Raw genomic sequence first — 13,167 nt, forward strand, 5'->3', positions numbered from 1 at the left:
GAATGATCAGTCGGCCACTACCGGTAGTATGAGCTGCTGTCCCGGCACGATGCGGCCCGGATCGCCCTGAAGCTGCGGATTAAGATGCAATATCTCCTGGTAGCGATTGCCGCTGCCCAGCACTTCGGTGGCGATCGACCAGAGCGACTGGCCGGGCAGCACCTTGTAGGCCGCGGGCGTCGCACCGAGTTTTTCCGGCGGCTGGCCGAGCTCGCTTTTCTTGTCCGGCACAGGCGTGGGTGCCGGTTCCGCAGCAGGCGCGGCTGGGGCAGTTGGCGTTTCTGCTGCCTTCTTGCCTTCCAGTGGCGGCAGGCCCTCGGCCAGTTTCTTCTGCACTTGCGCCAGCACGTCTGGCTCCGGCTTCATGTCGCGCGCATGGCTCCACTGGAACGTCGCCTCAAGCCTGCGACCGGCGCGCCAATAGGCATCGCCAAGGTGATCGTTGAGGATCGGGTCGTCGGGCTTCAGCGAAACGGCGCGCTCAAGTTCGGTCACGGCCTCGTCGAAGCGGCCGAGCTTGTAATAGGCCCAGCCGAGCGAATCGACGATGTAGCCATCACTTGGCCGCAGTTCGACCGCCTTGCGGATCATGTCGAGGCCTTCTTCCAGGTTCAAATCCATGTCGACCCAGGAATAGCCGAGATAGTTCAGCACCTGCGGCTGGTCGGGCTGAAGCTCCAGCGCCTTGCGGAAATTCGGCTCGGCCTTCGGCCATTCCTTCAGCCGCTCATAGGCGATGCCGCGCTGGTAGAAGATATTCCAGTTAGACGTCTCCGGCTCGGCAAGCTTGGCCACCGCCTTGTCATAGACATCGGCGGCGGCGCGGAAATTCTCGGTCGATGAATAGACCCCGCCCAGCGCCAGATAGGCGCGCATGTCTTCGGGGTCCTGGTCGAGCAGCGCCTTGAGATGGGCTATCGCCTCCTCATGCCGGTCGAGATCGGCAAGGTTGAGCCCGAGTTGCAATTCGGCGGCGCGCTTCAGCGGCGAATCCGCCGGCACGCGCTGGTAGAGCGCGATCGCCTCCTCGGCCTTCTCCTGTTGCTCGGCAACCCCGGCAAGCTGCAACAGCACGGCGTCGCTGTCGGGCTTAAGCGCCAGCGCATATTGCAGATAGATACGCACGAAGGGCTCGCCGCCGCCGCGATTGAGCGCGCTGGCCAGATCGAGCAGGATTTCGCTGGAACCTGTCGCCGGATCGGCAACAAGCGGGGAAACCGCCTCGCCGCTTTCAATTCTTGCGCGCAGGGCAATCAGCGGCACCCGGCCGGACACGAAGCCTTCCGCCTTGTCCAGCACGGCCAATGCCTTGTCCTTTTCGCCGCGCGCGGCTAGCGAGCGGGCGTGGGCTTCGGCGGCCCGCAGCCAGGTCTCGGGTGCTGCCCCGCCGGCCTGGACGTTGTCGATCACCTCACCGAAAATGCGGTCCGCTGCTTCCGTATCTCCAGCGACATCGGCAATCAGGGCCCGGTGATAGGTCGTGAACAGCTGATACCATTCCGGACCCTTGAGCTTTTCCAGATAGCTCATTGCGTCCTTGCTGTCGCCGTCGCCCGTCTTGGCCCAGGCCGTCATCACGCTGGAGATCAGCCGGTCGAGATCCGATTCGAGGCTGAGCTTGAGCAGGGTTTCGGCCGCCGCATAGTCTTTCTTGCGGAAGGCCTCGACCGCCAGCGCCACGCGCGAGAAGCGCTCGATGTCGGGCACCTTCTTGAGCTTTTCGGCATAGGGCAGCGATTCTTCGAAGCGCCCCTGCGCAATCAGGGCCAGCATCAGGCTTTGCTGCAACTGCTCGTTCTCGGTGTCGAAGGCGAGCGCGCGCTTGTAATAGGCGATGGCGCTGTCGAGGTCATTGTCGACTTCGGCCACGCGCGCCGCCAGATAGGCGCCCGAAAGCGAACTGATCTTGACCGGCTGGTCGGGTTGCTTGGCAAGTGCGGGCGGCGCCATCGCCAGCAGCCCGGCCAGTATCGAAGCACCTGCAAGCCAGGCAACGCGTCTTTGCCGCATTATGATCCCTTCCCGCCGCGCCGCTTGCTCGGACGCATGACTCATTGGACGATAGAGCGCAAAAGCATGGCCTTTTTGCGGTCGCGGTTCAATCCGTGCCGTCTGCATTCACTGTTTGGGCTGCCGGGCAAGCGTCGGAAAGCCCGTCAGACCACACGGCTGATGCAGAAATCAATCACGTCGATCAGCGCTGCCTTTTGTGGCGTCGCCTCCAGCGGCGCCAGCGCATCGCGCGCAATCTCGCCGAAATGGCGTGCGCGGCCGATCGTATCGGCAATTGCGCCATGGCGCGCCATCAGGCCGGTGGCCTTCTCGAAGGCGGCATCGTCGCTGACATTTTCCTCGATGGAGTGTTTCCAGAACTCGCGTTCGGCCGGCGTGCCGCGCCGATAGGCGAGGATGACGGGAAGCGTGACCTTGCCCTCGCGGAAATCGTCGCCGACATTCTTGCCCAGATCGGTGGAATTGCCGCCATAGTCCAGCGCATCGTCGATAAGCTGGAAGGCGAGGCCGAGATTCATGCCGTAGGAGCGCAGCGCGGCCCGTTCAGGCTTGGAAGCCCCGGCAATGACCGGCCCGACTTCGGCCGCAGCCGAAAACAGCGCGGCGGTCTTGGCCTTGATCACGGAGAAATGCTCGTCCTCGGTCGTCTCGAGGTTCTTGGCCGCAGCGAGCTGCATCACCTCGCCCTCGGCGATGATGGAAGCAGCCGTGGACAGGATATCCAGAGCATCGAGCGAGCCGACATCGACCATCAGCCGAAACGCCTGGCCGAGCAGGAAATCGCCCACCAGCACGCTGGCCTGGTTGCCCCAGATCATGCGTGCCGTCTTCTTGCCGCGCCGCATGCCGCTTTCATCGACTACGTCGTCATGCAGCAAGGTTGCCGTGTGCATGAATTCGACGCTGGTCGCCAGCTTGATGTGGCTTTCGCCCTCATAGCCGAACATCTGGGCGGCAGCGAGCGTCAACATCGGCCGCAGCCGCTTGCCGCCAGACGAGATCAGGTGATTGGCGACCTCCGGTATCATCTCGACATCGGAGCCGGCCTTGGACAGGATCAGCTTGTTGACCCGGCCCATATCGGCTGCCGTCAACCCGATCAGTTCCTTGATGGAGGCGCCCTCACGCTTCCCATTATCGATGTTGACAACGACACCCACTCGCGAACTCTCCGTTCCTCGGCCATACCCATCCCAACTGATGATTTAGGGCGGCAGCGCCTTGGTGGGCAAGAGGCGAATTGGCGCGGTGCGTGCAAAATCCGGCTTTTGTCACCGCAACTTATTGCGTCCAAGCCCACTCGCAAGCGCCGAGAATGACAGAGTGACCAGATATGCGCAGAGAAAGGCAATCCCGAAGAATTTGAACGCCTCCTCCATCAGGACGCTTCCAGGCATAGTCAGGTCGGCCATGTCCACCAGCGTTGAAAACGCCAGGAAAACCAGAGACATGGCAAGCAGAATCCAGTTGGTGAGATGGGCGATCGGCAATGCCGCCGCCGTGAAGGCGAGCAGAAACAGCGCATAGGCGGCCATGGTCACCATTTCCGGAATTCCAATCAGGTAGCTGTGTTCATGCAGCATGAACAGGTCATCCAGACATGCCACCAAGCAAAACAGACCGCCAAGGAAAAGCGGGCGGATGCGCCGGTCCGCCGATCCGGACTGTCGAAGGCATGCAGCGGCAAGGAGTGCGGTTGACGCAGCCGCCGCCCACAGCAGGACACCAAGATTGGAATAGAAGCCGAAATAGGCTGGCTGATCGGCAACAGCGGCGGGATCGCGGACAAAATACCAGTAATCGATGCCATATAGCCGGTCCAAAAGCACCATTATGCCGACGAGAGCGAGATTAATCGCCAGGACCAGAAAGAACCATCCCCAGGGCTGCTGCGAAACCTCGCGCTGGTAAACCTGGGCACGGGAAAGAACTGACAGAAGAACGCCGTCCGATCTGCTGAAACCGCCGTGATTTCCTGCCGCTGTATTATGGCGCATCCTTGCCTCCTGTGGTGGCATGTGCCCCCGGTAGATTGTGCAAGGATGGCAAAAGCTTGGCCGGCTCAATAACGTTGCATGGCAGATTGTTTCAATCGCAGGTGGATTTTGTCTTGACCATGCGCCCTGAAGGCTACGCCGATCCGGCACAATTGTGCTAAGTCCCTGAACATTGCCTGTTTTTGCCGGGGCGGACCGCAATGGCCAGTTCATCACACGAAAGATCGCACTTGCTGCCGTCATGGGCAGACAGGCTGTGGTCTTCCTTCTCCGCCACCGGCCTCGCGGTCGGGACGCTGTTTTTTGCCCTGTCGCTCACGCCCTCGCTGCTGCCGCGCACCTATGTCACGCAAGGTGTCCTTTCAGGCGTCACCCTTGCCGCCGGCTATGGCGTCGGCGTCTTCGTCTCATGGCTGTGGAGTTATCTCGAACTGCACCAGCCTCGACCCGGCACCGCACGGGTGATCAAACTCGCCGCCGCTGCCATCTGCGCGGCCATTGCCATCATTTTCCTCTGGCAGGCCGCCGCATGGCAGAATTCCATCCGCACTGTCATGCAGCTGGAACCGGTCGATAGCGCTCATCCCACCAAGGTCGGGCTGATTGCGATCGGCACCTTCATCATCCTGATCGCGATCTCGCGTCTTTTTCAGATCATCTATCGCTTTTCTTCGCGCCGGACCCATCGTTTCATGCCCCGGCGTGTGTCCAACGTCATCAGCTTTGCCGTCGCCGCCGTCTTGTTTGCCACGATCTTCAACGGCGTCATCTTCCGCTTTGCGCTGCATGTCGCCGATTCTTCCTACCAGAAGTTCGATGAGCTGATCGAAGACGGCATCCTGCAGCCGGCAGACTCGGCCAAGACCGGCAGCCAGGCGTCCTTGCTGCATTGGGACGAGCTTGGCCGCGCGGGCCGTGAATTCATTGCCCAGGGGCCTTCCCGGCAGGATCTGGAGACCTTTCTGAACCGCGAGGCGATGGAGCCGATCCGGGTCTATGTCGGCCTGCGCTCGGCCGAAACCGTCGAAGAACGCGCCAGGCTCGCGCTGGAGGAACTCAAGCGCGTCGGCGCCTTCGAGCGCTCCACGCTGGTGGTCGTGACGCCGACCGGCACCGGCTGGGTCGACCCCTCCGCAATGGACCCGCTGGAATATCTGCATGGCGGCGACGTCGCCAGCGTCGCCGTGCAATATTCCTATCTGGCAAGCTGGCTGGCGCTGCTGGTCGAGCCGGACTATGGCGCCGAAACTGCACGGGCGCTGTTTTCGGAAGTCTACGGCTATTGGACGACACTGCCGAAGGAGCATCGCCCCAGGCTCTATCTGCACGGCTTGAGCCTCGGCGCGATGAATTCAGCCCAGTCGACCGACCTGTTCGAGGTGCTGGGCGATCCCTATGCCGGTGCGCTGTGGAGCGGCCCGCCCTTTGCCACCAGGTCGTGGCGCACGGTGACTGACGGCCGCGATCCGGGCTCACCCGCCTGGCTGCCGCGTTTTCGCGACGGCTCCTTCGTGCGCTTCACCGCCCAGGAGAATGCGCTCGACCTGCCCGGCGCCCATTGGGGGCCAATGCGCATCGTCTATCTGCAATATGCCAGCGACCCCATCACCTTCTTCGAATATCAGTCGCTTTACCGCGAACCGGCCTGGATGTACGCGCCGCGCGGCCCAGACGTATCGCCATCGCTGCGCTGGTATCCGATCGTGACCCTGCTGCAACTCACGCTCGACGTCGCCATGGCCACCACCACCCCGATGGGCCACGGCCATGTCTATGCACCCGAGCACTATATCGACGGCTGGGTGCAGGTGATGGGCATCGACTGGCCGCAAGCCGAGATCGACAGGCTCAAAGCCCATTTCACGCAACGGCGATAGAGTATTTTGCAGTCAGACGGAATCGTCTGACGTTGCACAAATGCGGCTAGACCATGATGCCGAAAAGTGTGAAACGGTTTTCGGACGACATCATGGTCTATCTAATTGATTTTGCCGCATGTGTGCGACGCCAAGTGATTCCACTTGGCTGCAACATGCTCTAAAGAAACCAACTGGAGCAGCGGACACGCGTTCGTCAGAATGCCCGCTGCTCCAGTGGCCCGCAAGCCGTTTACATCGCTGCTGCAAACTGCGACTTTCGCGCCATGATCGAACTCGTGCGCACCAATGATGCCGTCATCATCTCCTTCGTGGAATCGCTGCTGCGCGATGCCGGCATCCATTGCCTCGTCGCCGACCAGAATATGAGCGTGCTGGACGGCTCGATCGGCGTTCTGCCAAGACGCATTCTGGTGCCCGACGACGATGCGGCAGAAGCCCGAAGCATCCTCACCGATGCCGGTATCGCGCACGAAATCCGGCGGGGCTGAGCCATGTCCTGCGCTGAGGCGGAGCCCTCCTCCACCATTGACGCCTTCCATCGCGGCAATTTCTGGCTGGTGCAGCCGCGCGATGCCGGCCACCGCGCCGGCATGGACGCGCTGATGCTGGCCGCCGCGGTTCCTTCGGACTTTGCCGGCGAACTGATCGATTTCGGCGCCGGCGCAGGCGCGGTCGGGCTGGCGGTCGCCTCGCGTTGCGAAGGCGCCCGCATCACTCTGGTCGAGCAGTCGCCGACCATGGCCGAGTTTGCCGCCAAGAGCCTCGCCGACCCTCGCAACGCCCATCTGCGTGATCGACTCAAGCTGCTGGTCGCCGATGTCACCCTTGCCGGGCGGGCGCGCGCGACGGCCGGCCTTGCCGACAATTCCTGCGACTTCGTGCTGATGAACCCGCCCTTCAACGCCGCAATCGACCGCAACACGCCCGATGCGCTGCGCCAGGAGGCGCATGTCATGCAGGACGGGCTGTTCGAGGCTTGGCTGCGAAGTGCCGCCGCCATCACCCGCCCGCGCGGCGGGCTTGGCATCATCGCCCGCCCCGCCTCGCTGCCCGAAATCCTCGTAGCACTCGAGGGCCGCTTCGGTTCGGCCGAAATCGTGCCGGTGCATCCCCGCGCCGACCGCGCCGCCATCCGCATCGTGGTGCGGGCAAGATGCGCGGCGCGCGGCGGCCTCGTGCTGCGCCCGCCGCTCATCCTCCACGACGACGGCCATGCCCTGTCGGCGCGCGCCGACGCCGTGAGCAATGGCCGCGCATCGCTTTTCGACGATTGACGCGCTGCAGCAGGATTGTGGTTTCACCGTGAATGCTTACATGCGATTTTACCGCGACAGACCGGAGACAGACATCAGTGAGACGCCTTCTCAACCGCCTGCTGCCGAAATCGATGCGCTCGGGCGTGGTGACGATCCCGGTGATCCGCCTGCACGGCACCATCATGACCGGCGGCGGCCAGTTCCGGCCGACTTTGTCGCTCGCCTCCACCGCCGGCGTCATCGAAAAGGCCTTTGCCGACGCCGACGCACCGGCAGTTGCCATTTCCATCAATTCGCCGGGTGGCTCACCCGTTCAATCGCGCCTCATCTACAAGCGCATCCGCGACCTCGCCGCTGAAAAGAACAAGCGCGTGCTGGTCTTCGTGGAGGATGTCGCCGCTTCCGGCGGCTACATGATCGCGGTCGCCGGCGACGAGATCATCGCCGATCCCTCCTCCATCGTCGGCTCAATCGGCGTGGTTTCGGCCTCATTCGGCTTCACCGAACTGTTGAAGAAAGTCGGCGTCGAGCGACGTGTCCACACCGCCGGCAAGAACAAGGCCGTGCTCGACCCCTTCAAGCCGGAAAGGAAAGAGGATGTCGAGCGGCTGAAAGCGCTGCAGTTGGAAGTCCACGACACTTTCATCGACCTGGTCAAGGCGCGGCGGGGCGTGAAGCTCAAGGACGATCCCGACCTCTTCACCGGCCTCTTCTGGTCGGGCAAAAAGGGGCTGGAACTCGGCCTTGTCGATGCGCTGGGCGACATGCGCACGGTGCTGAAGGAGCGCTACGGCGAAAAGACGCGGCTTCGCCTCATCACCCCGCCGCGCGGGTTGTTCGGACGCCGGCTTGGCCTGTTCGGCTCGGGCGGGGACGGCTTTTCCGCGCCCGACATCGCCGCCGGCGCGGCGCGCGGCCTGCTGGAAGCCGCCGAGGAGCGCTCGCTGTGGAGCCGCTTCGGCCTTTGAAATTTGCGGCAAACCGCCTATGATCAGGCTTGCACCTGCACCGGCTGCCTGACGCCCGTATCTTCGGGAAGGACAAGGAAAATGCCTCAGCTGATCTTCTTCGCGCTCGTTGGCCTTGCAGCCTATTACGGCTACCGCTCCTTTGTGAGGGAAGCTGAGCGGGTGACGGCAAAGGTGCGCCGCGCAGAGAAGCAGGCGGCAACCGGCGCCAATGGCACGCTGGTCAAGGACCCGAAGACCGGCGAATACCGCCTGGCCAAGGACTGACGGCAGATCGTGGATAGCGCACCGCTTGCCGAGAACGCGCCGGCCAAGATCAATCTTGCGCTCCACATCACCGGCCGCCGCGCCGATGGTTTTCACACCCTGGAAAGCCTTGTCGTCTTCACTGCATTTGGTGATCGCATAGAGGCGCAAGCGGCGGAGGCGGACAGCTTCGAGATAGACGGCCCCTTCGGCGGGAGTTTGTGCGGCCAAAGTGGCAATCTGGTCACACGCGCCCGCGATGCGTTACGGGAGGCGGTGGGAGGCCGATTGCGGGAAGGTTTGCACTCCACGTTGCTCCCCGTCTCCATCCACCTCGAAAAACACCTGCCCATAGCTTCCGGCATTGGCGGCGGTTCCAGCGACGCGGCGGCGACGCTGAAGGTCCTGAACCACCTGTGGCGATGCGGCCTCGCCCCCGATACCCTCGCCGGCATCGGCAGCAGGCTCGGCGCCGATGTGCCAATGTGCCTTCACGCGGCCCCGCTGATTGCCCGCGGCATCGGCGAGATCGTCGGATCGGTTTCGGATTTGCCCGAACTGCATCTGGTTCTGGTCAATGCCGGCGTCGAAGTTTCGACGCCTTCCGTTTTTGCGGCTCTCGCGCAAAAGGAAAATCAGCCGCTACCGCCGCTGCCGCCCCGCCTTGCCTTCGAGCCATTGCGAAACTGGCTTGCCATCAGCCGCAACGACCTCGAAGCCCCGGCCACGGCAATTGCGCCTGCTATCGCCGAAAGCCTTGACGCTCTGCGCGCCAGTCAGGCTGCCTTTGCCCGCATGTCGGGCTCGGGCGCAACCTGTTTCGGCCTTTATGAGACGCAGGCGCAAGCCCAATCGGCCGCCGCAGCCATCCGCCACAGCCGGCCTGGCTGGTTCGTTGCCGCCAGCAACACCAAGAGGTAGAAATATCCATGGCCACTGACCGTCCATTCATCCCCGTCCGCATCGCCGTGCTCACCGTCTCCGACAGCCGCGCGCTTGCCGACGATCGGTCCGGCCAGACATTGGTCGATCGCATAGCGGAGGCTGGCCACATCCTTGCCGACCGCGCCATCGTCACCGACGACAAGGACAAGATCCGCGAGCGCGTGCTTGCCTGGTCGCAGGATGAAGCGATCGACGTCGTCATCACCACCGGAGGAACCGGCTTCACCGGCCGCGACGTCACGCCGGACGCATTGGAGCCGATCTTCGAAAAGCGCATGGACGGCTTTTCGATAGCGTTCCACCGCCTCTCCTACGACAAGATCGGCACTTCCACCGTGCAGTCGCGCGCCACCGGCGGCGTGGTCAACGCCACCTTCGTCTTCGTGCTGCCGGGCTCGCCCGGTGCCTGCCGCGATGCCTGGGACGGTATTCTGAAAGCCCAGCTCGACTATCGCCACATGCCCTGCAACTTCGTGGAGATCATGCCGCGGCTCGACGAGCATCTGCGGCGCAGCGGGAAGTAGATCAGAGCGGCGGCGCAATCCGGATTTCGGCATGAAGCCGCTTGGTCGCCAGGCCGCGCGCAATCGCCTCGGCGCTTTTGGCACGACGCGAAAGCGGCTCGGCCTGCGCCTTCCTGATCAGCAGCCCTTCGCGCAGGGCCCGGTCGGACGAAAATATCCGCGCCAGGAACCCGGGCCGGTCGGCCCTGGCGCGGGTGAAACGCCCCGGCATCTTCATCATTTCGGCATGATCGCGAACCGCTTGCGTCCAGCCCTCGCCGAGTCGCGCGCCCGGCTCCAGCAATAACAGCCAGTCGCCCTTGGCCTGTCCTATAGCTGCCGCGATGCTGCCAGTGGCCAGAAATTCGCAGCCTGCCTGCTCGGCCACGCGATGGGTCTGGTCGGTCGAGCCGAGATCGCAGACGATGACTTCGCGTATGGTGCCATCCCCGGCCGCGCTGACCAGCGAATCCAGCGTGCGTGCCAGCGCTTCTTCATCATTCTTGGTTTCGATGAGGACACTCAGCATCCCCATTATCTGGAACAGCCGCCGCCAAACCGCAAGCCGGACCCATCTGCACAGCAATATTGTTCTTGATTTGTTCTGATTTTTGAAATAGGAATAATTTCATGAGCGGCGGCGATTCGCCGGACAGGAATGCCGATCTCCAGGGATGATCCGAATGGAACCGATAGTGCGCGCCGATGTTGCAGCCTTCAGAAACGGTAGCTCCGCGATGGCCAATGCAATGATCGAAGAAAGCGGGATAAGGATCCAGGACGAACGCCGACGCGGGCGTGCCGCCGGCATTAATCCGAGCGGCCGCTTCGAGCCGGTGACCCGCCATGTCTTCGATGATGGCTGGAACACGATCGAGGAACTGCCGCCTTTCAAGACCGAGGTGCAGACGGAAAAGCCGCGCACCATCATCACGCGCAACCAGTCGCCCGATATTTCCTTCGACCGTTCGATCAACCCCTATCGCGGCTGCGAGCATGGCTGCGTCTATTGCTTTGCCCGGCCAACCCACAGCTATATGGGCCTGTCGCCGGGGCTCGATTTCGAATCGAAGCTGTTTGCCAAGCCGGATGCCGCCAAGCTGCTCGACAAGGAGCTCTCCAAGGAAGGCTACCAGCCGCGCATCATCGCCATCGGCACCAACACCGATCCCTATCAGCCGATCGAGAAGCACTGGCGCATCATGCGCGAGATATTGGAAGTGCTGGAGGCGCGCCAGCATCCGGTCGGCATCGTCACCAAATCGGCGCTGGTGGCGCGCGATATCGACATTCTAGCGCGCATGGCCGAACGCGGACTGGCCAAGGTGGCCCTGTCGGTGACGACGCTCGACCGCATGCTCGCCCGCACGATGGAGCCGCGTGCGGCAACGCCGACGAAGCGGCTGGAAACGATCAGGCAGCTCAGCGAGGCCGGCATTCCGACTTCGGTGATGGTGGCGCCGATCATCCCGGGCCTGACCGATCCGGAAGTCGAGCGCATACTCGATTCAGCCCGGGCGGCCGGTGCGCGCGAGGCCGGCTATGTCATATTGCGCCTACCGCTCGAGGTCAGCCCGATCTTCAAGGACTGGCTGCTGCGCCATTACCCGGACCGCTACCGCCACGTGATGTCGCTGGTGCGTTCGATGCGCGACGGCAAGGATTACGATTCGGAATGGGGAAAGCGCATGAAGGGCAGTGGCCCCTATGCCTGGCAGATCGGCCGGCGCTTCGAGATCGCGGCGCGCAAGCTTGGCCTTAACATCGAGAAGCAGCGGCTGCGCACCGATCTGTTCATCGGTGCCCAGAAAGGCAGCGAACAATTGATGCTGCTGTAGAGCACGGCCCTCGGACCTTCGGTTCAGGATTATGCTTCGACAAAGGAAGTGAGCGTCGGAGGAATTCGACGCTCGGGTGGAGTGGGCAGCCACTTCAAGAAATCCGTCCGGCCTCTCCCCCGACAGCCGACGGCGCCTTCCGGAACCGCGCCCCAACGGGCCGGAAGGCCTTGCGGAGAATCGGGGACGATGCGAGCATTGCCGCACCATGGCTCGCCAGCGCTCCGATTCTCCGCCCCTCTTCGAAATTATCGAACGGCCCGATTTCTCCATCGAGAAACGGGCGATCGCGCGCGGGCAATGGCCGGTCGCGGGGTTGGACGAAGCCGGCCGCGGGCCGCTGGCCGGTCCGGTAGTCGCGGCCGCCGTCATTCTCGATCCGGCGCGCATCCCCTCGGGGCTTGACGATTCCAAAAGGCTCACTGCACCCCAGCGCGAAGAGCTGTTCGCCGAAATCCTGGCGACAGCGCTTGGCGTTTCGATGGCCTCGGCTTCAGCCGAATCCATCGACCGCAGCGATATCCGGAAAGCCAGCCTGGAGGCGATGTGCCGCGCCCTGCACGGCCTGCCACTCACGCCGATCCTGGCGCTGGCCGACGGCCGCGACGTGCCGCCCGGCCTCGCCTGCGAGGGCCAGGCGCTGGTCAAGGGCGATCAGCGCTCGCAATCCATCGCGGCCGCCTCAATCGTCGCCAAAGTCATGCGCGACCGAATGATGGCCGGCTGCGGCCGCACCGATGCGCGCTATGGCTTCGAGATCCACATGGGCTACGCCACAGTTCGCCACCGCACAGCCATCGAGTTACACGGTGCCGTCACCCGATGGCACCGCATCTCCTTCGCGCCGTTTCGCCTGGTCGACACGCCGCCCGAAAATGAAATCCAGGACGACTGCGTGCTATAAGCGGCCGCTGATGCTGCAAGCTTTCACGTCGATTGGCCTATGGCCGGGCGGCGCCGGCCCTTCGTTCCCAGCAAACAAAAAAAGCCGCCGGTTAGCCGGCGGCTTCAATGCTAAAGTCTCGACATTTCGCTCAGTTGAGCTTCGACTTCACTTCCTGCAGCGAAGCCTTGAAGAAATCCGCGCTGCTCGCGGCACCCGCCTTTTCGGCAAGGAGCTTGCGCGCCGCCTCGACCGCGATATCGACGGCGGCCGAGCGAACTTCGTTGACCGCGTCTCGTTCGGCCTGGCCGATCTTCTGTTCGGCAAGGGCAGTGCGGCGCGTCACATAGTCCTCGGTCTTCTTGCGAGCCTCGGCAACCAGCATATCCGCCTCGCGCTTGGCCGCATCGACGATATCGGCCGCGTCCTTCTCGGCTTCCTTGCGCTTGCGCTGATATTCGGCCAGCAACTGCTGGGCCTCTTCACGCAGCTTGCGGGCATCTTCCAGTTCGGTACGGATGCGATCCGCCCGCGCATCGAGCGACTTGGAGATCGCCCCCGGAACCTTCATATAGAAGACGATAGCCAGGAAGATGATAAAGGCGACTGTCGCCCAGAATGTCGCGTCCATGGCCGCT

14 protein-coding genes are annotated in these 13,167 nt (G+C 63.1%); 9 read left to right on the top strand and 5 right to left on the bottom strand.

Annotated features, from left to right (window positions below):
- Window positions 1-6 precede the first annotated feature (6 nt).
- From EET67_RS05770 to EET67_RS05780, 3 genes are all read right to left on the bottom strand, one after another.
- Complete coding sequence (locus tag EET67_RS05770; RefSeq protein WP_128625268.1) at window positions 7-2,010, bottom strand: tetratricopeptide repeat protein; 2,004 nt, start codon at window positions 2,008-2,010, stop codon at window positions 7-9.
- A gap of 146 nt (window positions 2,011-2,156) precedes the next feature.
- On the bottom strand, window positions 2,157-3,173 hold the full coding sequence (locus EET67_RS05775; protein WP_128625269.1) for a polyprenyl synthetase family protein: 1,017 nt from the start codon (window positions 3,171-3,173) through the stop codon (window positions 2,157-2,159).
- 111 nt (window positions 3,174-3,284) lie between these two features.
- Window positions 3,285-4,223, bottom strand: a complete 939-nt coding sequence (locus EET67_RS05780; protein WP_128625270.1) for a hypothetical protein — start codon at window positions 4,221-4,223, stop codon at window positions 3,285-3,287.
- Between EET67_RS05780 and EET67_RS05785 the strand changes: the two genes are divergently transcribed.
- The 7 genes from EET67_RS05785 to moaB all read left to right on the top strand — a co-directional run bounded on the left by EET67_RS05785 (window position 4,211) and on the right by moaB (window position 9,829).
- Entirely contained in the window at window positions 4,211-5,887 is a 1,677-nt protein-coding gene (locus EET67_RS05785; RefSeq protein ID WP_128625271.1) for an alpha/beta hydrolase, read from the top strand. The genes EET67_RS05780 and EET67_RS05785 overlap by 13 nt on opposite strands.
- A gap of 266 nt (window positions 5,888-6,153) precedes the next feature.
- On the top strand, window positions 6,154-6,378 hold the full coding sequence (locus EET67_RS05790) for a putative signal transducing protein (protein WP_128625272.1): 225 nt from the start codon (window positions 6,154-6,156) through the stop codon (window positions 6,376-6,378).
- A gap of 3 nt (window positions 6,379-6,381) precedes the next feature.
- Window positions 6,382-7,164, top strand: coding sequence for a tRNA1(Val) (adenine(37)-N6)-methyltransferase (locus EET67_RS05795; RefSeq protein WP_128625273.1), 783 nt, complete (start codon window positions 6,382-6,384; stop codon window positions 7,162-7,164).
- A 77-nt stretch (window positions 7,165-7,241) separates the two neighbouring features.
- Window positions 7,242-8,114, top strand: a complete 873-nt coding sequence (locus tag EET67_RS05800) for a S49 family peptidase (RefSeq protein WP_128625274.1) — start codon at window positions 7,242-7,244, stop codon at window positions 8,112-8,114.
- Between the two features lie 81 nt (window positions 8,115-8,195).
- On the top strand, window positions 8,196-8,381 hold the full coding sequence (locus tag EET67_RS05805; protein ID WP_128625275.1) for a hypothetical protein: 186 nt from the start codon (window positions 8,196-8,198) through the stop codon (window positions 8,379-8,381).
- Between the two features lie 9 nt (window positions 8,382-8,390).
- On the top strand, window positions 8,391-9,281 hold the full coding sequence (locus tag EET67_RS05810; protein WP_128625276.1) for a 4-(cytidine 5'-diphospho)-2-C-methyl-D-erythritol kinase: 891 nt from the start codon (window positions 8,391-8,393) through the stop codon (window positions 9,279-9,281).
- 8 nt (window positions 9,282-9,289) lie between these two features.
- Window positions 9,290-9,829: a molybdenum cofactor biosynthesis protein B gene (gene moaB, locus EET67_RS05815; protein WP_128625277.1), complete on the top strand. Its 540-nt coding sequence runs from the start codon at window positions 9,290-9,292 to the stop codon at window positions 9,827-9,829.
- A 1-nt stretch (window position 9,830) separates the two neighbouring features.
- On the opposite strand, the gene EET67_RS05820 is transcribed toward moaB, so the two are convergent.
- Window positions 9,831-10,337, bottom strand: coding sequence for a glycosyltransferase (locus EET67_RS05820; protein ID WP_128625278.1), 507 nt, complete (start codon window positions 10,335-10,337; stop codon window positions 9,831-9,833).
- A 154-nt stretch (window positions 10,338-10,491) separates the two neighbouring features.
- On the opposite strand from EET67_RS05820, the gene EET67_RS05825 reads away from it, so the two are divergent.
- Entirely contained in the window at window positions 10,492-11,646 is a 1,155-nt protein-coding gene (locus EET67_RS05825) for a PA0069 family radical SAM protein (RefSeq protein ID WP_128625279.1), read from the top strand.
- 208 nt (window positions 11,647-11,854) lie between these two features.
- Entirely contained in the window at window positions 11,855-12,550 is a 696-nt protein-coding gene (locus EET67_RS05830) for a ribonuclease HII (RefSeq protein WP_128625280.1), read from the top strand.
- Between the two features lie 130 nt (window positions 12,551-12,680).
- Here the strand turns inward: EET67_RS05830 and EET67_RS05835 are convergent, their stop codons facing one another.
- Window positions 12,681-13,160, bottom strand: coding sequence for a F0F1 ATP synthase subunit B (locus EET67_RS05835; RefSeq protein WP_128625281.1), 480 nt, complete (start codon window positions 13,158-13,160; stop codon window positions 12,681-12,683).
- Window positions 13,161-13,167: the final 7 nt, after the last annotated feature.

The organism is Borborobacter arsenicus (genome assembly GCF_003934165.1).
Lineage (GTDB): Bacteria > Pseudomonadota > Alphaproteobacteria > Rhizobiales > Rhizobiaceae > Pseudaminobacter > Pseudaminobacter arsenicus.

Bases quoted from the DNA above. Each gene is read 5' to 3' on its own strand.
- EET67_RS05770 (WP_128625268.1), bottom strand. From the start codon at position 2,010: ATGCGGCAAAGACGCGTTGCCTGGCTTGCAGGTGCTTCGATACTGGCC.
- EET67_RS05785 (WP_128625271.1), top strand. From the start codon at position 4,211: ATGGCCAGTTCATCACACGAAAGATCGCACTTGCTGCCGTCATGGGCA.
- EET67_RS05780 (WP_128625270.1), bottom strand. From the start codon at position 4,223: ATGAACTGGCCATTGCGGTCCGCCCCGGCAAAAACAGGCAATGTTCAG.
- EET67_RS05790 (WP_128625272.1), top strand. From the start codon at position 6,154: ATGATCGAACTCGTGCGCACCAATGATGCCGTCATCATCTCCTTCGTG.
- EET67_RS05795 (WP_128625273.1), top strand. From the start codon at position 6,382: ATGTCCTGCGCTGAGGCGGAGCCCTCCTCCACCATTGACGCCTTCCAT.
- EET67_RS05805 (WP_128625275.1), top strand. From the start codon at position 8,196: ATGCCTCAGCTGATCTTCTTCGCGCTCGTTGGCCTTGCAGCCTATTAC.
- moaB (WP_128625277.1), top strand. From the start codon at position 9,290: ATGGCCACTGACCGTCCATTCATCCCCGTCCGCATCGCCGTGCTCACC.
- EET67_RS05820 (WP_128625278.1), bottom strand. From the start codon at position 10,337: ATGCTGAGTGTCCTCATCGAAACCAAGAATGATGAAGAAGCGCTGGCA.
- EET67_RS05825 (WP_128625279.1), top strand. From the start codon at position 10,492: ATGGAACCGATAGTGCGCGCCGATGTTGCAGCCTTCAGAAACGGTAGC.
- EET67_RS05830 (WP_128625280.1), top strand. From the start codon at position 11,855: ATGGCTCGCCAGCGCTCCGATTCTCCGCCCCTCTTCGAAATTATCGAA.
- EET67_RS05835 (WP_128625281.1), bottom strand. From the start codon at position 13,160: ATGGACGCGACATTCTGGGCGACAGTCGCCTTTATCATCTTCCTGGCT.